The organism is Bacillus sp. KH172YL63 (assembly GCF_011398925.1).
In the GTDB taxonomy this organism is placed as follows: domain Bacteria; phylum Bacillota; class Bacilli; order Bacillales; family Bacillaceae_B; genus Rossellomorea.
In genome coordinates, this window is record NZ_AP022842.1 from 177,913 (window position 1) to 201,975 (window position 24,063).

The window sequence follows — 24,063 nt, forward strand, 5'->3', positions numbered from 1 at the left end:
CCATTCAAGTCAATATTGGGCTATAGCCAAGCGGTAAGGCATCGCACTTTGACTGCGACATGCGTTGGTTCGAATCCAGCTAGCCCAGCCATTTACGAGCCATTAGCTCAGTTGGTAGAGCATCTGACTTTTAATCAGAGGGTCGAAGGTTCGAATCCTTCATGGCTCATCACAGAATTTCTCACATCGTTTGGTGTGGGAATTTCTCTATACATTGATATTTATGGGGCCTTAGCTCAGCTGGGAGAGCGCCTGCTTTGCACGCAGGAGGTCAGCGGTTCGATCCCGCTAGGCTCCACCATACATACGACATGATTAAGCCTTGAATCTCTCAGGAGATTTGAGGTTTTTTTGTTTATATAGGTTTAAACGGGGGAGTTATCTGCAGTTTTTGTGCTCGCTGGTGGAGATGAGTGCTGATTGTTATTGATTTGTAGGTGTTTGTTTTCAAAAGGGAGAGGCTTCTCTCTTAGAATCAGAGTATATTTTCAAAAACGAGGAACTTCTTTTCAAAAATCCGGATTTATTTTCAAAACGAGGGACTTATTTTCAAAAATACAGATATATTTTCAAAAGGCTCTGTTCGCATAGATTGTTGCTATTATTAGACGAACATGTGAGCATCTTCGGGAATTTGAGACTATGGAATGAAAAAATTCCCATAGCAATGAATCAAGGGCAATGTGCTTCATTGACGTTAATCACTACTCTTCAAAAAATGAATAAGCAGTTAATTCATTGAATTTCCGGTTTTTATCCTCGATGGTTGATTGGAGCGGAAGATGCTCATCGCCAACCCCGCGGAAAGCGAGCATCTGGAGCGGAAATCAACCGCATCTGACTTTTTTAAAAGCCACAATGTTTACGAAAACAGCCTTTCAAAACCGCCACCGCCAACCCAATCCCTTTTAAAAAAGCATCAGTTTATGTAACCCCCACTCCCGCATATATATACACAATCTTGTCCAGTTGAGTCATCGAGCCATATATGGATACAATAGAGGTAGATATATTTAGAATAGGGGGAATTTTTGATGAAGAAAAATATTTCAATTATCGGTGTGCCGATGGATTTGGGGCAAATGCGAAGAGGTGTCGACATGGGGCCGAGTGCGATCCGTTATGCCGGGATTGTCGAGCGTCTGGAGAACCTTGGTTATGAGATCCGTGACCTTGGAGATATCGAAATCGGTCAGGCTGAACGAGTACATAATAACCCGGATACAAACCTGCGTAATTTGAAAGCGGTTGCTGAAGCGAGTGAGACGCTTGCAGGCAAGGTGGATGATGTTATTGGAAGCGGGGAGTTCCCACTGATCTTTGGCGGGGATCACAGTATCGCAATCGGGACGCTTGCAGGCGTTTCACCACATTATGAGAACCTCGGGGTCATCTGGTACGATGCCCACGGTGATTTGAATACAGGGGATACATCTCCTTCTGGAAACATCCACGGGATGCCGCTTGCGGTCAGTCTTGGCATCGGTCATGAAGCTTTGACGGGGATCGGGCAGCAGTCACCTAAGATCAAGCCTGAGAACATCGTCATCATAGGCGCACGCTCGCTGGATGAAGGTGAAAGGGAGTTGATCAAGGAAAAGGGCATCAAGGTATATACGATGCATGAGATTGACCGTCTTGGCATGACAAAGGTGATGGAGGAATCGATTGATTACTTGAAGGGCCGGACAGACGGGGTTCATTTATCACTGGATCTGGACGGCCTGGATCCAAGTGACGCTCCTGGTGTCGGTACACCAGTACTTGGAGGCATCAGCTACCGTGAGAGTCATCTTGCGATGGAGATGCTCGAGGAGTCGGGAATGATCACATCGGCAGAGTTCGTGGAGGTCAATCCGATCCTTGATGAGAAGAATAAGACGGCGACAGTGGCCGTTGCCTTGATGGGGTCATTATTCGGAGAGAAACTTTTATAAAACGGATAAACAAAAAAGGCTGGGAACCATTCTGGGTTTCCAGCCTTAATGCTTGTCCGATCAATGATGTTTGACCACTTGGTATTGGTTTAATAGGTCGTCAAGACGAGTACTCAAATCAACGACTTGTTCATCGGCAAATGATGATTTGAGGGCGAGTTCGACCATTTGGCGACGACAGTCTTCAATCTGAAATAATAAATCATTTAACCTTCCACTCATTTTGACCCCTCCCGCAAAAGAAATATTAGTCCCTTTATACCCCTTTTCTAATAAATGTAAACACACATCCGCAAAAATTTGTTAGGATTATATTATAAAAAAAATGAAACCTTTTAATAGGGTATTGCGTATATAAATATAGCCGCATAGAGCGGAGGTTGTGAAATGGAAGCATTAGTGAAAAAGCGGATCAAGCAAGTGTTGAAAGGTGATCAGAACGCCTTTGCAGAATTAGTTGAACTTTATAAGGATAAAGTGTTCCAAATCTGCTACAGGATGCTAGGGAACCGTCATGAGGCGGAAGACATTGCCCAGGAAGCATTCATCAGGGCGTTTGTGAATATTGAAACCTTTAATCAGAAGAGAAAGTTTTCTACGTGGCTGTTTCGGATTGCGACGAATCTTTGCATCGACAGGATACGGAAGAAGAAGCCGGACTATTTCCTGGATGCAGAAGTCGCAGGTACGGAAGGTTTGACGATGTACTCGCAGGTCGCTGCGGATGTACAGCTCCCTGAAGATGAAGTAGAGAATATGGAGCTGCAGGAAACGATTCAGATGGAAATTTCGAAGCTGCCGGAGAAATATCGATCGGTCATCGTTTTAAAATACATCGAGGAGCTGCCTCTTCAAGAGATAAGCGAGATATTGGACCTGCCCCTTGGCACGGTCAAAACACGGGTACATAGAGGGCGTGAAGCTCTCAGAAAACAATTACGATCACTGTAGAGAGGGTGAGTGAATATGAAACCTTGTCCTGAAGAAATCATCGAGTATATGCACGATTATTTAGATGGAGATTTAAATAGAGAGAAAGAAGAAATGTTGAAGCATCATTTGCAGGAATGCAGCGAATGCCAGCATCACTTCCATGAGTTGAAAAAAGCGATTGCGTTCGTGCAGAGCACATCCCATATCAGTGCGCCTGCAGATTTCACCGATAAAGTCATGTCCAGATTGCCGAAAGAGAAGAAAAAGGTCGGGGTGCAAAGATGGTTCCGCCATCACCCGCTGCTCACTGCAGCCGCCTTATTCCTGTTCTTCATGACCGGAAGTTTCCTTACTTCATGGAATGATGATCAGGATTTCTCCTTTACGAAAAATGCGAAATTAGTCGTGGAGGATCATACGGTGGTCGTCCCTGAAGGGGAAGTCGTAAATGGGGACCTCATGGTACGTAACGGCGATGTGAAAATAGAAGGAAAAGTGACCGGGAATGTCACAGTCATCAACGGAAAGCAGTATTTGGCTTCAGCCGGGAGTGTGACAGGCGAGATCCATGAAATCGACGAAGCGTTCGAGTGGCTTTGGTACCAGATTAAAAAAGGGGCTAAAGATACGTTGGATTGGGGAAATTCGCAACTTGAAGAAAAGTAAGATAAAATAAGGGGGATGGAAACGAAGGTCCGTCCCCAAAAGGGCTGACACTTTAGATTTCCGTGTCAGTTTTTTTATGCAAAAACGTGAGTCCATGATAGAGAAAGAAAGAGTCATGGGGCCGTGGGTGTCTTTCATTTGAGTGTGATGAAATGTGCTATAATAGGAACGTTACGAAAATGGAGAAGCCACACATGGCGGCTTACGCTTTCGATTAAGCTATTGGAGGATGTAATATGCCGTTTATCGATATTTTTTCGGATTACTCCGCGCTGGATTATGTCTCTGATATTGTAGATATACTCGTGGTATGGTTTGTAATCTATAAACTGATCATGCTGATTAAAGGAACGAAAGCAGTACAGTTATTAAAAGGTATTTTTGTCATCATCATCGTCAGGGGCCTGAGCAGTATCTTTGGACTTGATACGCTGGGCTGGATGATGGAACAAGCCCTCACATGGGGTTTCCTTGCCATCATCATCATCTTCCAGCCTGAACTCCGCAGGGCGCTTGAACAGCTCGGCAGGGGGCGCCTGTTCTCAAGATCGGGCCTTCAGGAAGAGGAAGAGCAGGAACAGATGATCGAATCGATGACAAAAGCCGTAAGTTATATGGCAAAGCGCCGGATCGGGGCACTCTTGACTCTTGAAAGGGAGACAGGGATGAGTGATTATATCGAAACCGGTATCCCGCTCGATGCGAAGATCACGTCGCAGCTGCTCATAAACATCTTTATCCCCAACACACCTCTCCACGACGGAGCGGTGATCATACAGAAGAACCAAATCGCAGCGGCGGCCTGCTATCTGCCTTTATCGGAAAGCCCTTTTATTTCAAAGGAGCTTGGAACGAGGCATAGGGCGGCGCTTGGTGTGAGTGAAGTGACCGACAGTATCACGATCGTTGTTTCAGAAGAAACGGGAGCCATCTCCATTACAAAGAATGGAGAGTTGCATCGCGACCTCTCTTTGGAGCGCTTCAAAGAAATCCTGACTGTAGAGCTCATTGGCGATAAAACGAATGCTTCCTCAACGAAATGGAGCTTTAGGGGGAAGAAAGAAAATGGATAAATTCATGGAAAGTCGTTGGTTCATGCGGATCGTCGGACTGTTATTGGCGTTCATCCTCTATTTATCGGTCAACTTCGATGATATTCAGAAGACTGCCAACAATGGGAGCGGGAACGCTCAGAATGCGATTGAAACGATCCAGGATGTGCCGCTTGAGGTGTTCTATGACAGTGAGAATCTTGAAGTGTCCGGTTTGCCTGATACGGTGAATGTGACCATTGAAGGCTCTAAAGCCATCGTACAGCAAACGAAGACGTTGAAGGATTTTCAAGTATATGTGGACTTGAATGATATTGAGATCGGTGAACACAGAGTCGAACTCCAGATTCAAAATATGAATGAAAAACTGGAAGTGAAGCTTGATCCCGATTTTGCCAACATATCCGTAAGGGAAAAAGTGACAGAGGAATTCACGATCGAACCTAAGTTCAACGACAGCAGCCTCTCAAACGGTTATGAAGCAGAAGGCCTTGCCGTTGATCCGAAGACAGTGAAAGTGACTGGCTCCAAGGAAGAAGTGGAGCGGATCGCCTATGTGATCGCCACACTTGATCTTGATGAGGAGATCAATGAAAATGTGACACGGGAAGCCCGCGTACAGGTGCTAGACCGTGAATACAATAAGCTGAATGTGAAGATTGAGCCTGAAGTGGTGGATGTGACGGTATCGGTTGTCAACCCGAGCAAGAGTGTACCGGTGACCGTGAAACAAATCGGCAGCCTGCCAAAAGGCACGACGTTGAAATCCATCTCCGTGGAACCGAAAGAGGCAACGATTTTCGGAAGACAGGAGATTCTCGACAAAGTCGATGAATTGCTGGCTGAGATCGACCTTTCCAAAATCAAAAAGGATTCAACCATCACGGTTCCTCTTTCCCTGCAGGAAGGCTTGAATAAAGTCGCTCCTGAGGAAGTGAAGATCAAGGTGGATGTGGATACGACCGAAGAGAAGAATCTATCAGGGCTTGAAATCAAACCTGAAGGACTGGGCGACGATTATGACTATATGATCATGTCACCTGAAGGCGGCGTCGTCGACGTGGCACTGAAAGGTCAGAACGGGGAAGTGGACAATGTCACGAAAGAAGACTTCTCCCTCGCCCTCGACCTTTCTGGGCTTGAGCCTGGTGAACATGAAGTCGAAATAGATGCAGATGGACCGGACAATATAGAATGGACCCTATCGCACAAAACCGTAAAAATAGAAATCAAAGAAAAGAACACATCAGCATAAGGGCTGTAAAAAGGAGAGAATGACAATGGGTAAGTATTTTGGAACTGATGGAGTAAGAGGTGTAGCGAATACGGAACTGACACCGGAATTAGCATTTAAGCTTGGACGATTCGGTGGATATGTTCTGACAAAGGATGCTACACGTCCCAAAATATTGATTGGTCGGGATACCCGGATTTCCGGACATATGCTTGAAGGTGCACTGGTAGCGGGACTTCTATCAATCGGAGCTGAAGTCATGCGTCTTGGCGTCATCTCAACGCCGGGTGTGGCATATTTAACAAAAGCATTGGGGGCTCAGGCAGGAGTCATGATCTCCGCGTCCCATAACCCTGTTGGAGATAACGGAATCAAATTCTTCGGTCCGGACGGCTTCAAGCTGTCGGATGCACAGGAATATGAAATTGAAGACCTGCTGGATCAGGCTGAAGACAAGCTTCCACGTCCGATCGGAGCCGACTTGGGTCAGGTAAGCGACTATTTCGAAGGCGGCCAGAAATATCTGCAATATTTAAAGCAATCAGTCGACGAAGATTTCGATGGTTTACATATTGCGTTGGATTGTGCACACGGTGCAACATCCGCCCTTGCGACACATCTGTTTGCTGACCTTGATGCAGACATCTCCACGATGGGGGCGTCTCCAAATGGATTGAACATCAATGAAGGTGTGGGATCGACTCACCCTGAAACTCTTGCTGAGATGGTGAAGGAAAAAGGAGCGGACGTTGGATTTGCCTTTGACGGAGACGGAGACCGCATCATCGCCATCGATGAGCACGGTGAAATCGTCGATGGAGACCAGATCATGTACATTTGCGGTAAATACCTGAAATCACAAGGTCAACTGAAGCAATCGACGGTCGTATCCACGGTCATGAGCAACCTCGGTTTCCATAAAGGACTTGAGGAAAACGGCATCCAAAGCATCCAGACGGCTGTCGGTGACCGCTATGTAGTGGAAGAAATGAAGAAGCATGGCTACACGCTCGGCGGAGAGCAATCTGGCCACATCATCTTCCTTGACTACAACACAACCGGTGACGGACTGTTGACGGGCATCCAGCTTGCCAACATCATGAAGGTGACAGGTAAGTCACTATCAGAACTGGCAGGGGAAATGCAGAAATTCCCTCAGAAGCTTGTGAACGTACGGGTGACAGACAAGCATCACGTGACCGACAACGAAACCGTCAAACAAGTGATCGAGAAGGTTGAAGAAGAAATGAACGGAAACGGCCGCATCCTGGTACGCCCTTCAGGAACCGAGCCACTTGTCCGCGTCATGGCTGAAGCGCCTACAGAAGAACTGTGTGAGCGCTACGTCAATGAAATCGTACAAGTCGTCGACCAAGAAATGGGTCTGAACGAATAGCTGAATTTATATGCATAAGGGGTCAATACGTGCCCCTTATGCATATTTAATTAGTAGGGTTTTTTGATGATGTGGTAGTCGTATCGGCTGCAGGGTGTGGAGATTTTTCGACAAAGTGCTCATATATTTGAAATGGAGATCATATTTCAAAATCCCGGATCATAAACGTCTGAAAGCGGCTCATATATTGAAAAAGCGGATTATAAATATGGAAAGCCGGCTCATATATCAGTCCAGCAGGAAGATTGATCGAGTAAACGTACCACGGAGACCTTCATTTGACCCGTTCCAGATGATATATTGAAGAAAAGCAGCTCGATTTCGGTTTTTTTGAGAGGAAAATAAAGAAAAAACCATTTTTTTTCTGACTGGAGATCTCATCAAGCCGCTCTTCATTCTTTTAACAAACGGGTTTAACACCATTCTGTGTCGGGAACATGACAATGTGATGACAACTGTTTGATATTGTCAGGTTTTTATTGACTGGGGGAATCGTGCTGGTGTATGATGATTTTGTTTTCATTTTTGAAATTTAATGGAAATGTGAGTCAAGCAGGAAAGGTGGATTGTAAGGTAACGATATATAAAGCGCCAGGACTGGATGATGGATACGAAAAGGATCATCTAGTTGACGAGGTGGAGGTTTATCGAGCATTCGGCGGATGCCTCCCGGTTCGTACAGTCACCGGACCGAAAGTTTCTTTCTTAAAACGTTGAGGCAACTTGACGGACAAAGGGAAGAAAAAAGTGACAAACGTAAATACTAATGACAAACAGAGATAAGGGGGCAAGTTCGCCCCAAAAGAGTTCTTGCCCCCTTGCATGTTCAGGGAGGATAAATTAATTATGTGTGGAATTGTTGGATATATTGGAAATTCAGATACGAAAGAAATTCTTTTAAAAGGTCTTGAGAAGCTTGAGTACCGCGGATATGATTCTGCCGGTATCGCCGTTCAAAACGATGAAGGCATCCATGTGTTCAAGGAGAAGGGCCGCATTGCAGACCTTCGCGGAATCGTGGATAACAGTGTAGCTAGCAACACAGGAATCGGACACACCCGCTGGGCTACCCACGGCGTACCGAGCCAGGTGAACGCTCACCCTCATCAAAGCAACTCAGGCCGCTTCACAATCGTTCACAACGGAGTCATCGAAAACTACTCCCAGCTTAAGCGTGAATATTTAACAGACGTCACGTTCAAGAGTGATACGGATACAGAAGTCATCGTACAGCTTATTGACAAGATTGTACAAGAAGGAAACACGGTGGAAGAAGCTTTCCGTCAAACGTTAATGCTTCTTAAAGGCTCTTATGCCATTGCCCTTTTAGACAGTGAAAACGATGAAACCATCTATGTTGCGAAGAACAAAAGCCCGCTTCTAGTCGGTCTTGGAGAAGACTTCAACGTTGTAGCAAGTGATGCAATGGCGATGATCCAGGTAACGGACCAGTATGTTGAGCTGATGGATAAAGAAATGGTCATCGTAAAGAAAGATAAAGTTGAGATCCAAAATCTGATCGGTGAAGTGATGGAACGTGCTCCTTACACGGCTGAGATCGATGCCAGTGATATCGAAAAAGGAACATACCCTCACTATATGCTGAAAGAAATCGACGAGCAGCCATTAGTGATGCGTAAAATCATCCAGGCTTACCAAAACGAGAACAACGAGCTTCACATCGATGAGCCGATCGTCGGCGCGATGAAAGAAGCGGACCGTGTCTACATCATTGCATGTGGAACGAGCTACCACGCTGGTCTTGTCGGAAAGCAATTCATCGAGAAGAGTGCAGGGATCCCTGTTGAGGTCCATGTAGCAAGTGAATTCAGCTATAACATGCCTTTACTTTCTAAAAAGCCATTGTTCATCTTCATCTCACAAAGTGGTGAAACGGCTGATAGCCGTGCCGTACTTGTTCAAGTGAAAGAGCTTGGCCATAAGTCATTAACAATCACAAACGTTGCTGGATCTACTCTTTCACGTGAAGCGGATTACACATTGCTTCTTCATGCAGGTCCTGAAATCGCTGTTGCTTCAACGAAAGCATACACGGCTCAGCTTGCGGTTCTTGCCATCCTTGCCCATGTTTCAGGTCAAGCATGCGGAACGAACCAAAGCTTCGACCTTGTACAGGAACTTGGTATCGTTGCGACTGCGATGGAAGCACTGTGCGACACGAAAGAAGAGTTTGAAGATATCGCCCGCGAATATCTGTCTACAACGCGCAACTGCTTCTTCATCGGCCGCTCACTTGACTTCTATGTTGGTCTTGAAGGTGCACTGAAGCTGAAAGAAATCTCTTACATCCAGGCAGAAGGATTTGCCGGTGGAGAGCTTAAACACGGTACGATCGCCCTTATCGAAGAAGGTACACCGATCGTTGCCCTTGCAACACAAGAAGAAGTAAACCTGGGCATCAGAGGAAACGTGAAAGAGGTAGTCGCCCGTGGCGCCAACCCTTGCATCATTTCCATGAAAGGCCTAGAAGACGAAGAAGATCGCTTCGTCATCCCAGAGGTTAACCCATTGTTATCACCTCTTATCTCTGTCATCCCATTACAATTAATTTCTTACTACGCTGCCCTGCACCGCGATTGCGATGTAGATAAGCCACGTAACCTGGCTAAGTCGGTTACGGTTGAGTAAGGATTGAATAGATGGAAAACGAGACATATCCCTGAAAAAGGGATATGTCTTTTTATGTGTTAAATAATACTTTTATCATTCTACCCTTACTATATAGAATGAATCGTACAGGATTAATCCTCCCCCTACTTACCGACCGGAAAAGTGTTTGCACCCCTTCTCAACTCCTAAAAAACCAACCAGTTCACTATTAACCTGGTTGGCCAAACAATTTAACTCTCTCTTATTCCAGTTATTTCAACCGCATGCATGTATTCAATCACGAAGCGCTTCATCTAAAGTATCAACGTTCTTTTCCATCAATGAAAGATAGTCTTCTTTATTTTCAATGTCTGATTCTGTTAATACAGATAGGTTATGAATTTTCAAAGGCTTGGCATTGATTTCTTTTTGGATGATTTCAGCAATTCGTGTCGTGACGTTCTGTTCGAAAATGACATAATGAATGGAATGGGCTTTGGCGGTTTCGATGATGTCCTTCAGTTCTTTTTGGGAAGGCTCATCGGTAGGTGAGAGTCCGGCAACCGCTAATTGTTCGATCCCATAGGCGTCTTCCCAATATCCGTATGCAGCATGGGAAACAAGAATTTCCGGGTGGTCATTTCTTTGAACCAATGATGTAAACTCAGCATCAATACGCTCTAAATCTTTCTTTAATTCATCGAAATTTTCATTGAATGCCTCTTTATGCTCGGGATGAAGATCGATGAGTGCTTCTTGGATATTCTCTGCTAATCCAATGGCTCGGTTAGGGTCTAACCAAACGTGTGGATCATAATCTCCATGGAGGTGCTCCTCTTCATCGTGCGCTTCTTCATGATGAGCATCACCATCTTCGTGATGTTCTTCTTCAGACGGGTCATGAGAGCTTTGAATGACATCGACGCCCTTTGTCGCCTCTACCATGATCGTATCCTCGTTTTCTAAGGCTTCAGTGATTTTTTCAGTATACGATTCCATCCCAAGACCGTTATAAATAAACAGATCGGATTCAGCAATGCTGATCAAATCTTTAGAAGTGGGCTCAAAGGTATGAGCGTCAGATCCAGGGGGAAGCAGGGCATCTACCTTCACCAGATCGCCTCCAATACGTTCGGCAAAATATTGAAGTGGGTAAAGGGAAGTCATGATATTTATCGACTCTTCTTCATCAGGTTGGCTGCCGCTATTTGCAGACTGATTACAGGCAGAAAGAAACATAGATAAAATGAATGCGAGTGTAAAAAATAGGTATTTGTTCATGGGTAATCTCCTTTGTGAGTATTTCATATGTCATCTTATCCTAATCATTTTGATTTGTAAATCGTAATTATTACGTTTTATATAAAAATTTATTTTCCCTGGTTTTCAAATATGCATAATTTGCCGTCCGGTTTACTCATGAAAAATTTATATTTGCAAATTATCCAAGCGTGTGTTTAAATATCTTTTAGAAAGATTTAAACCGTAACGATTACGATTTAATTAAATGAATGGAGGAATTCCTTTGGCTAAAAAATCCAAGGTAGTAAAAGAAATTCAGCGTCAAGAGATGGTGTTAAAGTATGCTGCATTAAGAAGAGAGCTTAAAGAAAAAGGGGATTATGAAGGGCTTCGAAAGCTGCCGCGGGATTCTTCACCGACTCGATTGAAAAATCGTTGTGAAGTGACAGGACGACCGAGAGGATATCTAAGAAAGTTTAAGATGTCACGCATAGCATTCCGTGAGCTGGCCCATAAAGGACAAATTCCCGGGGTGAAAAAATCAAGCTGGTAATATGCGTCGCTGGCTCGACATCAAGGACAGGTGATATAAATGAACGGACATCTGATGGAAATCTTGACGAGAGAGATCGTCAATTCACTCCCAGAAGGTAAGAGAGAGATGTATCAGTATGTGATTCGAATCGAAGATGAACTGGCGCAACAGGCTGGTACGTCAGAAGAATTCATGGGTCTGCTTGTGAAGCATGCCCCGCATCAACAAGCGGCTGAGCATTTTCATTTATCGTTTGGTCAATTTATGGTCAGCATGAGGGAAATTGAAGAGGAAATTCAACAACGACTTGATACGCAGATTGATCGCATCAAATGGTTGGATTGTACCCCTTTGATGCGTCAAAAAAGGTCGGCAGCTGATCATATGAAATACTTTTATTTTAATATCGGCTGAGCAAGTACAGAGGAAGAAGAAAGTACGCTCATTAAATCGTAATAATTTTGATTTGAAGACTGGGACAGGTGGTGATCGTTTGTTTGAATGGATCATAATAGGCGGGGGAATTCATGGGTGTACGGTTGCTACATATCTGGTGAAAAAGAGAAAGGTTTCGATTGAAAAGATATGTGTCATCGATCCTTACCCGGAGCCATTGTATAAATGGAAAAAGTTAACCGGATTGATAGACATGCCATTTCTGCGTTCCCCTTTTGTCCATCATATAGACATTCATCCCTTTAGCCTCCAGTCCTTTAAGAAGGACGGCGGGGAACTTTTCTTTGGACCGTACAAGAGGCCGGCCCTTTCTCTGTTTAATCAGCATAGTCATGCTGTTTTAGAAGAAATTGATCTGTACAAAGCATGGCATCAGGGATTGGTGGAGCATGTCGAAAAAGAGGTAGACGGATGGGTAGTGAAGACAAGCAATTCGGAATGCTTCAACGGGAAAAATCTGGTGATTGCAACAGGAATGAATAATCGATTAGCCTATCCATCATGGGCAAGTGAGCTTATCTCAGCCCGTCCAAATCAAGTTGGGCATGTATTTGCCGAATCCCTTCCGCAAATGAAGCCGCCTTTTGTTGTGATAGGCGGTGGAATATCTGCAGCCCATCTGGTGATCAAGCTAAGTAAGGAATTCCCGGGTCAGGTCTATCAAGTCGCAAGACATCCTTATAGAGTGAATGATTTTGACAGTGATCCCGGCTGGCTTGGTCCAAAAAACATGAGCGGTTTTGAAAAACTTTCCCGTCATGATGAAAGAAGAGACGTCATCAACCAAGCCCGTCATAAAGGCTCCATGCCAAGAGAATTAGCGAATAAACTTCGGAATTTGGACCGTCACCATGCATGTACCTTTATACAGGATGAGATTCAGTCGTGGGAATTGATAGAAGATGAAATCAACCTGCGTCTCATGAAAGGAAATGCGGATATAAAGGCGGGAACCATTTTATTTGCCACCGGTTTTTCAAAAGATGTCATGAAGGTGGACTGGCTGCAGAATCTTATTTTAAAAGAAAAGTTATCGTGTGCGAAATGCGGATTCCCGGTAGTAAATGAAGATTTGTCTTGGTGCAATCATTTGTTTGTGACAGGACCGCTGGCAGAGTTGGAAATCGGGCCGGTGTCCCGAAATATTTCAGGGGCAAGAAAAGCAGCTGAAAGAATCGTGAACCACGCAATATAAATCGTAATCATTTCGAATAACAAGAGAGGGTTGTTTCATTGTGAAAGTGCCAGTTACAGTATTAAGCGGTTATTTAGGATCAGGAAAGACAACGTTGTTAAATCATATTTTACACAATCGGGAGAATAGAAGAATTGCGGTGATTGTGAATGATATGAGTGAGGTGAATATTGATGCAGCCCTTGTAAAGAGCGGGGGTTTTGCCCGGACCGAGGAAAAATTGGTGGAGCTTCAGAACGGTTGCATCTGCTGCACCCTCAGGGAAGACCTCATGATCGAAGTCCAGCGGCTGGTCGATCAGGGGGATATCGATTATATCGTCATTGAGTCCACGGGAATTTCTGAACCAATCCCTGTTGCCCAAACCTTCACCTATCTGGATGAAGAAATGGACATCGACCTTACAGATAAAACAAGGCTGGATACAATGGTCACGGTTGTAGATGCCAATCGTTTCTGGCACGACTTCGCCAGTGGAGAAACATTGCTTGACCGGAAGCAGGCAACGGATGATGGAGATACAAGGGAAGTAGTGGATTTACTTATAGATCAAATCGAGTTCGCCAATGTGATTGTTCTCAATAAGATCGATTTAGTGGAAGAGGAAGACGTTGTCGAGTTAACAGCCATGCTTCAAAAGTTGAATTCAGAAGCAAGGATCATCCAGGCTTTCCACTCCAACATCCCATTATCTGAAGTATTGGATACCAAACTGTTTGATTTTGAGAAAGCAAGCGGAGCGGCCGGCTGGATAAAAGAATTACAGGAAGAGCACACACCTGAAACGGAGGAGTATGGTATTTCATCCTTTGTATATCGCCGGAAGAGACCCTTTCACCCGGAGAGATTCATGAAATGGATGGAGGAGTGGCCGGTTGATATCGTGAGGGCCAAAGGCTTCTTTTGGCTGCCAACCCGTAACGATATGACAGGATTGATATCTCAGGCAGGTCCCTCAATCATCATTCAAGGTGCAGGGGAATGGGTGGCCTCTTATCCTGAGAATGAGAGACTTGAGATTTTGGCAGAAGAAGTGGAACTCGCAGAGAACTGGGATCCGGTTTATGGAGATCGAATGAACGAGATCGTTTTTATCGGTATGGACATGAGCAGGGAAGAAATAGAGAATTCATTAGACAGTTGTTTGTTAACGGATAGGGAAATGGAAGAGGATTGGGATGCATTTAAGGATCCAATACCTGCTTTTACAGTAGAGGGATAATGCATTTATCAACTAGACGGGTCCTCAATTGAAAGTCCGAATGATCATTCGAAATCGATAGAAAACGGATGATCATTCGGATTATTTTTCGTCGTTCCATTAATTAATGGGATATCAAACAGGAGGACTTCATGCCCATTCATTAACTTTTCATCATAAAGTATATCAAAAAAGAATAGAAGTAATGTATAATATAAAACGTAATTATTACGTTTTGAGAAGGAAGGAGGTTTATGATCGTTGTTTGAAATAAAAAAAGCAGGACAGGACCTGACAGGTCTTTTTCTTTTTGGGTTGATCATCGGATTGTTTTTAGCCGGTGAGTTCGTGAAGGGGTGGATACCTGATGACTTGTTCAACAGCTCCCTGGTCAATGTTATCACGATCTTTTTGAGTATTTTATTAGAAGCCATCCCATTCATTTTGATTGGGGTATTTGCCTCTGCCCTCATTCAAGTATTTGTTTCGGAGAGTTTATTGCAGAGGCTGGTACCGAAGAGGTTTCCTTACATGGCTATTTTACCTGCCATCTTTGTGGGTGCCCTGCTTCCGGTTTGTGAGTGTGCAATCGTCCCGGTTGCAAGAAGATTAATGAAGAAAGGGATGCCGACACATCTCGCAATTGTCATTATGGTGACCGCTCCGATCTTGAACCCGATTGTCCTTTTATCAACCTATTATGCGTTTCAAAACAATCTGTCGGTGGTCATGGGGAGAATGGGGATTGCATTCATCGCTGCCCTGATGATCGGGGTATTGTTGTACAAGTTGTTTGGCAACCGGAATCCTCTTAAGGAGAAAAGTCATAGTCATGGCCATCATCACGATCATGACCATTCGGCCAATAAATTGATGCAGACGCTGGTTCATGCCAGCGATGAGTTTTTTGATATGGGGAAATTCTTAATCATCGGTGCACTGTTAGCGGCTGTATTCCAGACCTATCTTGATCGTGAAACCATTGTGTCACTAGGTTCGAGCGAATGGGCCGGCCCTGGGATCATGATGGGGTTTGCCTATGTCATGTCATTGTGCTCTGAAGCCGACGCATTTGTTGCATCATCATTTGGCAACATGTTTTCATCTGCTTCTTTGCTTGCGTTTCTCGTCTATGGTCCGATGATCGATTTCAAAAATACATTATTGATGCTCGCATATTTTAAAAAGAGATTTGTCATTTTATTTATAGGAATCGTCACTGTAACCGTCTATCTCTCTGTCATGCTGACTCAATTTCTGTTGTAAGGAGGCGTATTGATTGAATTCATCTGTAAGATTTCATACTTATATCCGGGGAATCATTTTACTTGGTTATGCTTTACTGCTGCTGAAGTTATTTTTAACGTTTAAACTCCAGTATTTCATAGCACCGAAAATGAATGGCTATTTGTATTTTGCTTTAGGGGTGTTTCTATTACTAGGGGCGATTCAAGTGATTCGAGGAACGTCCTCGAACATTAAGAGTCATTCCTGTGATTGTGAAGGCCATGAACTGCCGAGAGGGGCGGTGAAATCAGTGGCGGTTTATACCCTTTTCGTGATCCCGATCGTTCTGGGATTCTTACTACCCGATAATGCGCTGGACAGTGCTGTCGCTGCGAATAGAGGGGTGAAGATCGGGAACACGATGTTTTCCACGCCCCCTTCCATTGAAGATCCAGCAGGAAAAAGTGAAGAAGCGAAGGAGGATACCAAGCCTGCCTCACTTCCAACGCTGGATCCATACGAAGACTTTCCTGTTGAAAAGGACTTCGAAAAGCTGAAGAAGATTGTGATGAACAAGGAGAAAATCATCGTCCGTGATGAACAATATATTCAGACGCTCAGTATAGTGGACGAACAATTGGCTCAATTTTCCGGGAAAGAAGTTCAGCTGACAGGATTTATTTATAAGGATGAAAGTTTTGCAGCAGATCAGGCAGTCATTTCAAGATATGTTGTATCATGCTGTGTGGCAGATGCATCCGTTTACGGTTTTTTGGTACAAGATATGGAGATAGCGAAGCTAGAACCTGACACATGGGTGAATGTGAGCGGCATCATTGATTCTGTTGATTTTAATGGAAGAAAAATGCCTGTTGTGACGAATCCTGTATTTGAACAGGTTGAGCAACCAGCGAATCCTTATGTGGAAGAATTTTATATCAAGATTGAGTAAACCGGGAATGGGACCGGTATGCCTAATCATAATGAACAAACTTGAAAGAAATCATGCAACAGGCTGTTATATCATGATCCGGGGATCTGGCTGAAGAAACGAGTGTGCAAGCAATTTCCTTTACCCCTACCCACAAAACCCGTATAATCATACAAATAGATTCCGTACCTACACAGCACACCAGCGACTGAGAGTAACCTGCTGCCCCGGCAGTCAAGGTTACTTTTTTAATGGAAAGGGTACGATAGTATTGAATGACATTCGGTATAAAGATAAGGGTATGATGAGTGATGAAACATTTACATAGACAGTATATTTGGCTCGGAAGGTTCCTTGCGTCGGATCCGGGCAGGAAAAGATTTCAGCAGGCCGGAAAGACAACGATCAGCTTGGTTTCGGCCGTGTTTACGATGGTTTTCCTATTAAACAGCGTTGACCATCCGTCGATCACGCCTGCGATTGTGTCCGGGATGGTGGGGATGCTTGGGATCTTCGTGGTCATGGATGATACGACGTTCAAAAAGAAGGTGACGACCCCGCTTGTCGGTCTGGCGGCAGCAGCCGGGATTACGTTGGGATCGGCGTTGGCACAGTACAGCCTTCTTGTGAACGTGTTGATGGTGGCGGCGATTTTCAGTGCGTTTTATTTCTCACGTTATGCGATACGTTACTTTTCCATGGGCATGACGGGTTTTCTCTCCATTTATATTTCTTCCATCCTTCAGCTTGATGCAGCCCATCTGGAATGGTTCTATCTTGGAATCGCGATTGGCGCAGCTTATGCTTACCTCTACAATTTCATCTTGTTCAAAGGGTCGGTCCATATGTTAAGAAGGGGCATGAGATCCTTTCATATCCAATCCAATCTGACGTTTACGATCTTGATGAAGATGATTGAGGATCCGGACACGAGCGGGAAGCGGAGGAAGGTGCTGGACCGGAACGTGAGAAGGCTCAATGAATATGCCAGGATCGTTGCCGGAGATATCAACGAACATGATGTGAAGAAGCGGTGGCCGGGAATTGAAGCGTCACAGCTCCGCCTTTATGTGTTTGACACTGAAATGCTGATCCAGACTTTGACCGACTCGTTGAAGCGGCTCAAGGATCTCGATGCATTGGAAGTGATGGAGCTGAGGAGGTTATTGGTGTGGGTCATCCGTTCCCTCCGCGATGCCGAAGTACTTGCCCAGGATTATGATCCCCGTTCCCTCGAGGATGCGGAAAAGGCGATCCAGGCCCTCCGTCTCCTCCTGTCAGAAGTGCTCAATCAGGAAGGAAAACCGGAAGGCTGGGTGTATCTCCTGAGACGGATCGAATCGATCGCCAATCATGTCCTGGAAGCAGCGATCACGATTCAGGATTCCTTGAAAGTGACATCTTATAAGGAACCGCTCAAAGTGGAAGACGGTGAGCCGGCAGCCGAGGAAGCAGCAGATGCCCCGGAGGAATCAAAGAGCTTGAGGCCGTCAACCCGGAAAGCGATCCAGGCATTCGTCGCAGGGACGCTCGCGATCATCGTCGGTGAGCTGATTGCCCCTGCACAGCCATACTGGGTACTCCTGACGACCTTCATCATCCAGATCGGGACCGAGACCGTGGGACGGACGTATATTAAAGCCATCCAGCGGTCGATCGGAACGGTGGTCGGGGCGATCCTTGGATTTGGGGTTGCGAATCTCGTCTCGGGTAATGGGCAGCTGGAAGTGGCGCTTCTCTTTGTCGTATTATTCATGGCATTTTACTTCTTTACAGTGTCCTATACGCTGATGAGTCTATTCATCACGATGCTCATTGCGTTCATGTATGATCTGCTGCTCGGGGGGATCAGCGTCCAGTTGATGAGTGCCCGTGTCGTGGATACGATCGCCGGAGCGGTGATCGCCCTGACCGTGTCGGCATTTGTATTCCCGAAGAAAACGAAGGACAAGGTGGCTGACAGCTTTGATGACTTCCTCACAGAGCTGAAATCTTACGTGTCTGCTTATATAGAAACCTTCACGTTGCGGGAGCAGAAATCGTTGACCGACCAGGCTTTCGATCTTGACCAGAAGCTCCAGATCATTAGGGATGAGGCCCAGTCCATCCTGCAGCGTCCCGGTTCGTTGACAAGACCGGGGATCGGTCGCTGGATCACGGTCGTGACCGCGATTAATTATTATGCGAAGCATCTGCTCGCTTCCTCTCACCGGAAGGTACCGGCGAAGGTGTCGGAGGAGCTTCGTCTTACGTTTAGTGAAACGGATGATAAGATTGATCATAACATCGAAACCCTTCGGCAGCTGTTGAAAGGGAATGAAGGGAAACAGGTGATGTGGAGCCTGAGCGGGGAGCGGGAAACAATCGAAACGCTCGCACCGAGCTGGCGTAAATCACAGGTGGATCTCATCCATCACTTTTACTACGTGTGGAAAATCAATCAATCGATCGTGGCGCTTGGTGAAGAATTGGGTGCCGAGGTGAAAAAGGGGTAAAGCGGATGACGCTTTATCCTTTTTTTTATTTCTAAAAAATGGTTTTAACCCGATTCACTTAGGGAAGAACATACCATCTACATATACGTGAGGTGGAAAAGTTGACAAAGGTGGCAACAGAAAGCTTATTACTGACAAAAGAAGACATGACAGATCCTGAGATTGTCCCACAATGGGTGATCGAGGAGTATGAGAATTTCCATAAGGTTGTGACAGACCGGACGTTTCCATGTTACTTCGGGATGACCGGCGAGAAGAAGGGTGAACTCAGATATTCCTATATCAGCCATGATCATTGGGAGCACCTCCCGAAAACGATCCAGGCATTCATCGATCTGTTTGATGTACCGGAAGGAGAACGACTCATCCGTCACGGATTTTTCCTATTTGTCGAACCGGAGGACGGGGAGAAGTCGATTCCCCATTACAGGGAGTATTTCTGGAAGATCCTTCAGTACCTTCACCAGGAAGATGATATGGCCTGGCCTGAAGACTACCCGCAAGACCCGGATCATCACTTGTGGGCGTTTTCCTTTGCCGGGGAGCCGTTTTTTGTATTCGGGAATGCACCTGCCTATAAACAGCGGAAGACGAGGGACCTTGGCAACAGCCTTGTCCTTGGATTCCAGCCCCGCCGGATTTTTGAAGGGCTTGAGGGTACTTCAAAGGGAGGCATCATGTCTCGTGAAAAAGTACGGGAGCGGGTGGAGAAATGGGACGGCCTGCCGAAGCATCCGAACATCAGCCACTACGGAGATCCTGAGCACAGGGAATGGAAGCAGTACTTCATCGGCGATGATATCTTGCCGATGGAGGGGAAATGTCCGTTTCATCATAAATGAGAACGAGTCAGGCGCTGCCTGACTCGTTTACTTTTTAATAAATATCTACATTTCCACTAGAAACCGATACGTTAATCCTATACTTGCCCGACCCTGACACACCGGAAATATCACCATTGTCGACTTTCTGATCTTCCAGTGGGAGGCTGCATGAAATATCTCCGCTGCTTGCTTTCCCTTTCAGCTTAAAGCTCGCTTCGTCCGGCAAATCAAGCTTCACGCCACCGGAGCTGATATCAAAGTTCAGGTCACCCTTTAAGGCTGGCATGGAGACGGTCAATTCTCCTGAAGACAATTCTCCATTCAAAGGGCCTTCATAATTCTTCAATTCTACATTACCGGAGCTGATTTCCACACTTCCTTTTTGGGTTGAGAGTGTGTTCACCACCATGTCGCCGGATGATCCCTCATGCTCGAACACATTCGTATCCAGATTTCTAAGCTCCAGAGATCCTGAGCCCATCTCAACCGCCAATTCATCCAGCTTCAATCGTTTTGCTTCTGATTCACCCTTCATCACCAGGCTGCCGGATCCCATGTCAATCTCCATACTGTGTGCATATGCCCTTGGGATATAGACCGTTACGTCTGATTTACGATGGAATCCGAACCACTCATACCATTTATGTCTGACCGAGATGTCGATCGTATCCCCTTGTTCCTTCAGTGTGAGTCTGCCTTTACCATCAATGTCCACTTTCACTTCATCGCGATCAGTGGGAATGACCTCCGTGTCGCTGCTATCCAGGCTGAGGTCGATGTGATGGATATTGTCTGACAGATGAACCCTGTCTCCTGATTGACTTTCTTTTGTGAATAAAGATGTGTTGTCTTTCAAAATAAAGAAGAGTGTTGCTAACGCCATGACAGCAACCAGCACCGAAAAAGTATTCTTCATTGTCATCCTCCTGCCTTATCCATGTGATAAGTAAAGTGTAAGCGAGGAGAGGGATTACCACAATGTGCCGGAGGATTATTTTTATATCAGACCAGAGATGTATCAGCAGACAATAGAAAAAGGACCGTCCCCATTTAGGGAGGGTCCAAATTCCTTTACTTGCCGATGAACATCTGTGTCCAATAAATTCCCTGGCTCGTATCCTTTGCGGTTCCGACCCCGATATGCGTCACTGATTTATTTAGGATGTTCTTACGGTGTCCGGGACTGTTCATCCACGCATTGACGACAGATTCGGGGGTCTTTTGCCCGACCGCGATGTTCTCTGCAGCAGAAGAATAGTCGATCCCGAAGTTCTGCATCATCTCGAACGGTGATCCGTATGTTGGAGACGTATGGGAGAAGTAATCCTTGTCTTTCATATCCTCAGACTTCATTTCAGCTACATTTGATAATTCTCCGTCATACTTTAAAGCGCTGAGTCCATTCTTTTTCCGTTCCTGATTCGTCAGGTCAATCACCTGTTTTGCAAGGCTGTTTGCTTCAGAAGATTGCGACTCCTGTTGCTTGGACTGTTTGTCCGATGGTTCAGGTTGTGCCGTATCGGGCTGATTCGGCTGACGTGCTTCTTCATTGCCGGGAGTGAATTCCTCACCGGGATCCAGATGCGTGAATTCCCGCAGGGTCCCGTTCGGATCGATCGGAGCGATGAATCGGTGAAGGGCGATACGCTGTCTTTCATTGATATCCAACGCGTCCCTGTCATTGTTTCCATATGATACCGGGTCGTACGTGACGTTCTGGGTATCTGTCAGGGCGTCGTTTGAATCGTTATTGTTACAGCCAGTCATCATCATGAAAGGGATGACGGCACAAATGCTCAAGGTAAATAATCGTTTGTTCATGTGAGTTCCTCCAATAGTGTTGATTGCCTCATAAAAAGGCTTTTAACAGTCTTTAATATGTGCGTTGGCCACGTCTGTTATCCTGTTAAAAATAGGGTTTGGACCGGTTGAATTCAAGTCGGAAAGGGTATAAACGTACTTGTAAGGCAGAAAATAATGACCAACCCATGAAAGGAAGTGAACATCCATGGAATATACACCGATGCCCCCATCTTTTTACGAACAGCCGACATTGGATCTTGCGAAGGCACTGCTCGGATGCGTGTTGGTGAAAGAGACAGAGGAGGGTGTTGCCTCCGGTTATATCGTGGAAACGGAAGCGTATCTTGGGCCAGAGGACAGAGCGGCCCACAGCTATGGGAATCGACGGACGAAGCGGACTGAAATGATGTTTCATGAAGCCGGACGGATTTATACATATGTCATGCATACCCACTGTTTGGTGAACGTGGTGAGCGGAGAGAAGGAGAAGCCGGAAGCGGTGCTGATCAGGGCGGTCGAGCCCCTTGATGGACTGGAGCTTATGGCTTTGAGAAGGCCGGGACATGCCATGAAGAACTGGACAAGCGGACCCGGGAAGCTGACGAAAGCGTTGGGCATTACCATGAACGATTACGGGGGAAGCTTCCTCGAACCGCCCCTGATGATCATTGAGGGCGATCAGCCTGTGGAAGTGATGGAAGGAAAACGGATTGGTATCGATAATTCGGGGGAAGCAAGAGATTATCCATGGCGATTTTGGATAAAAGACAACCCCTATGTTTCTAAATAAGGTGTTTATTTAAGAATTTTCTAACAAATAGGATAAAATACACCCCATAAGTACTAGTTATGTGGTATATTTTTCTTATAACAAACTTCAGAAAATGACAATTCGAATGGGGGCTTTGAACCTAAATGACAGATGGGCGCTTACATTTAGGGGAGCTAGTAGCGCAACCGACCACATACGAACGCAGGATCATTGCGTTTTTGTGTGGTTTTTTTCATGAGAAGAGTCAAAAAAAGGCTGTTTTCGCATAGATTGTTGCTATTATTAGACGTTCATGTGAGCATCTTCGTTAATTTGAGACTGTGGAATGAAAAAATCTCCATAGTAATGAATCAAGGCTAATGTAGTTGAAATACGTTGATCAAGACTATTCAAAAGGTGAATAAGAAGTTAAATCAGTGAATTTTTGGTTTTTATCTCCGATGGTTGATTGGAACGGAGGATGCTCGACTCCTGCGGGAACTGATGGACAGGTGAGACCCCGCAGGACAAAGTCCGAGGAGGCTCACCGTCATCCCCGCGGAAAGCGAGCATCTGGAGTGGAAATCAACCGCATCTGACTCGTCTAAAAGCCACAATGTTTACGAAAATAGCCAAAAAATAAAAAGAGAGTATAGGGGTCCTATGAACATCTTTACAATTTTTCAAAATGACTTGATCTATCATGATTTCCAGCCTTTATATGAGTTGGGTGACCATCGCACCCTCTATGCTTATGAAGGCCTGCTTCGTAACAAGTATAATGAAAATCCTGAACGCGTGTTTCAATCGGCCATGAAAGCGAATATCCTGTATAAGCTTGATACCCTTTCCATCACCAAGGCCCTTGGAAGCTTTTCGGCGGAAGGGCTGAAGGATTGTAAGCTGTTCCTGAATATTTACATCACCACGATTCTGCATCCAAGCTTTCACACTTATTTCCACGATCTCATGAAGAAGTATCCGGACATCATCGGCCGCCTTGTACTCGAGATCAACGAATCGAGCGCAGAGGAACTGTGGCAGAATCCACTGTTAAAGAGTTCTCTTGCAGAACTGAAGCAGTTCGGTGTATGGTATGCCATCGATGATTTCGGACAGGGCACTTCCTCCATCAAAAAGGCGATTGAGTATGAGCCTGAGATTATCAAGCTGGACCGATATTTTGCAATGAATCTGGCAGAGGACACGAAGAAACAGCGGTTCCTTTCTTTCTTCAGTCAGTTTTACAGCAAGGATACCGTCATCGTGCTCGAAGGAATCGAAACAGTGGAGGATATGCAGGTGGCGAAGGAACTCGGCATTTCGATCGGACAAGGCTACTACCTTGGTAGGCCGAGCCAATTATTGGCGTAAAAAAAGAAGGGTGCTCCTTAATATGTGGGAGTGGCCCTTCTTTTTATTAAGCTCTATTCGCATTTATTGTTGTTATTGATAGAGGTATAGAAGTTAATGTGAGCATCTACGGTAATTTGAGACTGAGGAATAAAAAATTGCCATAGCAATGGATCAACGTAAATGTACTTGAATTACATTAATCACTACTATTCAGAAGAT

21 protein-coding genes, 3 tRNA genes and 1 riboswitch are annotated in these 24,063 nt (G+C 45.3%); of the genes, 20 read left to right on the forward strand and 4 right to left on the reverse strand.

Going from position 1 to position 24,063, the window contains the following annotated elements; genetic code table 11:
* Positions 1-16: 16 nt before the first annotated feature.
* From KH172YL63_RS01000 to rocF, 4 genes are all read left to right on the forward strand, one after another.
* A tRNA-Gln gene (locus KH172YL63_RS01000) sits at positions 17-91 on the forward strand.
* 5 nt (positions 92-96) lie between these two features.
* Positions 97-169, forward strand: a tRNA-Lys gene (locus tag KH172YL63_RS01005).
* A 56-nt stretch (positions 170-225) separates the two neighbouring features.
* Positions 226-301: transfer RNA gene (locus KH172YL63_RS01010), tRNA-Ala, on the forward strand.
* 733 nt (positions 302-1,034) lie between these two features.
* Positions 1,035-1,937: an arginase gene (rocF, locus tag KH172YL63_RS01015; RefSeq protein WP_173104383.1), complete on the forward strand. Its 903-nt coding sequence runs from the start codon at positions 1,035-1,037 to the stop codon at positions 1,935-1,937.
* A gap of 60 nt (positions 1,938-1,997) precedes the next feature.
* On the opposite strand, the gene KH172YL63_RS01020 is transcribed toward rocF, so the two are convergent.
* The gene (locus KH172YL63_RS01020) at positions 1,998-2,159 is read right to left on the reverse strand and encodes an aspartyl-phosphate phosphatase Spo0E family protein (protein ID WP_173104384.1); all 162 of its coding nucleotides are present in this window, start codon (positions 2,157-2,159) and stop codon (positions 1,998-2,000) included.
* A 165-nt stretch (positions 2,160-2,324) separates the two neighbouring features.
* On the opposite strand from KH172YL63_RS01020, the gene sigW reads away from it, so the two are divergent.
* From sigW to glmS, 6 genes are all read left to right on the forward strand, one after another.
* On the forward strand, positions 2,325-2,888 hold the full coding sequence (gene sigW, locus KH172YL63_RS01025) for an RNA polymerase sigma factor SigW (RefSeq protein ID WP_173104385.1): 564 nt from the start codon (positions 2,325-2,327) through the stop codon (positions 2,886-2,888).
* A 15-nt stretch (positions 2,889-2,903) separates the two neighbouring features.
* The gene (locus KH172YL63_RS01030; protein ID WP_173104386.1) at positions 2,904-3,536 is read left to right on the forward strand and encodes an anti-sigma factor family protein; all 633 of its coding nucleotides are present in this window, start codon (positions 2,904-2,906) and stop codon (positions 3,534-3,536) included.
* Between the two features lie 236 nt (positions 3,537-3,772).
* Entirely contained in the window at positions 3,773-4,609 is an 837-nt protein-coding gene (cdaA, locus tag KH172YL63_RS01035) for a diadenylate cyclase CdaA (RefSeq protein ID WP_173104387.1), read from the forward strand.
* Positions 4,602-5,843 (forward strand): CdaR family protein, encoded by a 1,242-nt coding sequence (locus tag KH172YL63_RS01040; RefSeq protein ID WP_173104388.1) that lies wholly within the window; start codon positions 4,602-4,604, stop codon positions 5,841-5,843. The genes cdaA and KH172YL63_RS01040 overlap by 8 nt, the downstream gene beginning before the upstream one ends.
* 25 nt (positions 5,844-5,868) lie before the next feature.
* Positions 5,869-7,218 carry a phosphoglucosamine mutase gene (glmM, locus tag KH172YL63_RS01045; protein WP_173104389.1) on the forward strand — a complete coding sequence of 450 codons (1,350 nt, stop codon included), beginning with the start codon at positions 5,869-5,871 and terminating at the stop codon, positions 7,216-7,218.
* A gap of 846 nt (positions 7,219-8,064) precedes the next feature.
* Positions 8,065-9,867, forward strand: coding sequence for a glutamine--fructose-6-phosphate transaminase (isomerizing) (glmS, locus tag KH172YL63_RS01050; RefSeq protein WP_173104390.1), 1,803 nt, complete (start codon positions 8,065-8,067; stop codon positions 9,865-9,867).
* Between the two features lie 255 nt (positions 9,868-10,122).
* Here the strand turns inward: glmS and KH172YL63_RS01055 are convergent, their stop codons facing one another.
* Positions 10,123-11,109 (reverse strand): metal ABC transporter solute-binding protein, Zn/Mn family, encoded by a 987-nt coding sequence (locus tag KH172YL63_RS01055; protein ID WP_173104391.1) that lies wholly within the window; start codon positions 11,107-11,109, stop codon positions 10,123-10,125.
* 244 nt (positions 11,110-11,353) lie between these two features.
* Here KH172YL63_RS01055 and rpsN point away from each other — a divergent pair, with 244 nt between their 5' ends.
* The 8 genes from rpsN (at position 11,354) to KH172YL63_RS01095 (ending at position 19,952) form a co-directional block, all read left to right on the forward strand.
* Entirely contained in the window at positions 11,354-11,623 is a 270-nt protein-coding gene (rpsN, locus tag KH172YL63_RS01060) for a 30S ribosomal protein S14 (RefSeq protein ID WP_173104392.1), read from the forward strand.
* Positions 11,624-11,662: 39 nt separating this feature from the next.
* A complete protein-coding gene (locus tag KH172YL63_RS01065) occupies positions 11,663-12,019 on the forward strand; it encodes a hypothetical protein (protein ID WP_173104393.1) in 357 nt (118 codons plus the stop codon).
* Positions 12,020-12,098: 79 nt separating this feature from the next.
* Complete coding sequence (locus KH172YL63_RS01070) at positions 12,099-13,256, forward strand: NAD(P)-binding domain-containing protein (protein WP_173104394.1); 1,158 nt, start codon at positions 12,099-12,101, stop codon at positions 13,254-13,256.
* A gap of 40 nt (positions 13,257-13,296) precedes the next feature.
* Complete coding sequence (locus tag KH172YL63_RS01075; protein WP_269475182.1) at positions 13,297-14,478, forward strand: GTP-binding protein; 1,182 nt, start codon at positions 13,297-13,299, stop codon at positions 14,476-14,478.
* Positions 14,479-14,718: 240 nt separating this feature from the next.
* The gene (locus KH172YL63_RS01080) at positions 14,719-15,723 is read left to right on the forward strand and encodes a permease (RefSeq protein ID WP_232066085.1); all 1,005 of its coding nucleotides are present in this window, start codon (positions 14,719-14,721) and stop codon (positions 15,721-15,723) included.
* Between the two features lie 13 nt (positions 15,724-15,736).
* Positions 15,737-16,636, forward strand: coding sequence for a TIGR03943 family putative permease subunit (locus tag KH172YL63_RS01085; RefSeq protein ID WP_173104395.1), 900 nt, complete (start codon positions 15,737-15,739; stop codon positions 16,634-16,636).
* A 290-nt stretch (positions 16,637-16,926) separates the two neighbouring features.
* Positions 16,927-19,110 (forward strand): FUSC family protein, encoded by a 2,184-nt coding sequence (locus tag KH172YL63_RS01090; RefSeq protein WP_173104396.1) that lies wholly within the window; start codon positions 16,927-16,929, stop codon positions 19,108-19,110.
* Between the two features lie 146 nt (positions 19,111-19,256).
* The gene (locus KH172YL63_RS01095; protein ID WP_173108008.1) at positions 19,257-19,952 is read left to right on the forward strand and encodes a YqcI/YcgG family protein; all 696 of its coding nucleotides are present in this window, start codon (positions 19,257-19,259) and stop codon (positions 19,950-19,952) included.
* A gap of 34 nt (positions 19,953-19,986) precedes the next feature.
* Here the strand turns inward: KH172YL63_RS01095 and liaG are convergent, their stop codons facing one another.
* Together liaG and KH172YL63_RS01105 are read right to left on the reverse strand one after the other, a co-directional pair.
* Positions 19,987-20,850, reverse strand: coding sequence for a LiaG family protein (liaG, locus tag KH172YL63_RS01100; RefSeq protein ID WP_173104397.1), 864 nt, complete (start codon positions 20,848-20,850; stop codon positions 19,987-19,989).
* A gap of 155 nt (positions 20,851-21,005) precedes the next feature.
* The gene (locus KH172YL63_RS01105; RefSeq protein ID WP_232066086.1) at positions 21,006-21,755 is read right to left on the reverse strand and encodes a CAP domain-containing protein; all 750 of its coding nucleotides are present in this window, start codon (positions 21,753-21,755) and stop codon (positions 21,006-21,008) included.
* Between the two features lie 187 nt (positions 21,756-21,942).
* Between KH172YL63_RS01105 and KH172YL63_RS01110 the strand changes: the two genes are divergently transcribed.
* Both KH172YL63_RS01110 and KH172YL63_RS01115 read left to right on the forward strand, forming a co-directional pair.
* Positions 21,943-22,527: a DNA-3-methyladenine glycosylase gene (locus KH172YL63_RS01110; protein ID WP_173104398.1), complete on the forward strand. Its 585-nt coding sequence runs from the start codon at positions 21,943-21,945 to the stop codon at positions 22,525-22,527.
* Between the two features lie 101 nt (positions 22,528-22,628).
* A riboswitch (cyclic di-GMP riboswitch) is annotated at positions 22,629-22,709 on the forward strand.
* A gap of 442 nt (positions 22,710-23,151) precedes the next feature.
* Complete coding sequence (locus KH172YL63_RS01115) at positions 23,152-23,862, forward strand: EAL domain-containing protein (protein ID WP_173104399.1); 711 nt, start codon at positions 23,152-23,154, stop codon at positions 23,860-23,862.
* The last annotated feature ends 201 nt before the right edge of the window (positions 23,863-24,063 follow it).

What these genes read in the sequence shown, in the direction of transcription:
- rocF (WP_173104383.1), top strand. Translation starts at nt 1,035, where the DNA reads ATGAAGAAAAATATTTCAATTATCGGTGTGCCGATGGATTTGGGGCAA.
- KH172YL63_RS01020 (WP_173104384.1), bottom strand. Translation starts at nt 2,159, where the DNA reads ATGAGTGGAAGGTTAAATGATTTATTATTTCAGATTGAAGACTGTCGT.
- sigW (WP_173104385.1), top strand. Translation starts at nt 2,325, where the DNA reads ATGGAAGCATTAGTGAAAAAGCGGATCAAGCAAGTGTTGAAAGGTGAT.
- KH172YL63_RS01030 (WP_173104386.1), top strand. Translation starts at nt 2,904, where the DNA reads ATGAAACCTTGTCCTGAAGAAATCATCGAGTATATGCACGATTATTTA.
- cdaA (WP_173104387.1), top strand. Translation starts at nt 3,773, where the DNA reads ATGCCGTTTATCGATATTTTTTCGGATTACTCCGCGCTGGATTATGTC.
- KH172YL63_RS01040 (WP_173104388.1), top strand. Translation starts at nt 4,602, where the DNA reads ATGGATAAATTCATGGAAAGTCGTTGGTTCATGCGGATCGTCGGACTG.
- glmM (WP_173104389.1), top strand. Translation starts at nt 5,869, where the DNA reads ATGGGTAAGTATTTTGGAACTGATGGAGTAAGAGGTGTAGCGAATACG.
- glmS (WP_173104390.1), top strand. Translation starts at nt 8,065, where the DNA reads ATGTGTGGAATTGTTGGATATATTGGAAATTCAGATACGAAAGAAATT.
- KH172YL63_RS01055 (WP_173104391.1), bottom strand. Translation starts at nt 11,109, where the DNA reads ATGAACAAATACCTATTTTTTACACTCGCATTCATTTTATCTATGTTT.
- KH172YL63_RS01065 (WP_173104393.1), top strand. Translation starts at nt 11,663, where the DNA reads ATGAACGGACATCTGATGGAAATCTTGACGAGAGAGATCGTCAATTCA.
- KH172YL63_RS01090 (WP_173104396.1), top strand. Translation starts at nt 16,927, where the DNA reads ATGAAACATTTACATAGACAGTATATTTGGCTCGGAAGGTTCCTTGCG.
- KH172YL63_RS01095 (WP_173108008.1), top strand. Translation starts at nt 19,257, where the DNA reads ATGACAGATCCTGAGATTGTCCCACAATGGGTGATCGAGGAGTATGAG.
- liaG (WP_173104397.1), bottom strand. Translation starts at nt 20,850, where the DNA reads ATGAAGAATACTTTTTCGGTGCTGGTTGCTGTCATGGCGTTAGCAACA.
- KH172YL63_RS01105 (WP_232066086.1), bottom strand. Translation starts at nt 21,755, where the DNA reads ATGAACAAACGATTATTTACCTTGAGCATTTGTGCCGTCATCCCTTTC.
- KH172YL63_RS01110 (WP_173104398.1), top strand. Translation starts at nt 21,943, where the DNA reads ATGGAATATACACCGATGCCCCCATCTTTTTACGAACAGCCGACATTG.
- KH172YL63_RS01115 (WP_173104399.1), top strand. Translation starts at nt 23,152, where the DNA reads ATGAACATCTTTACAATTTTTCAAAATGACTTGATCTATCATGATTTC.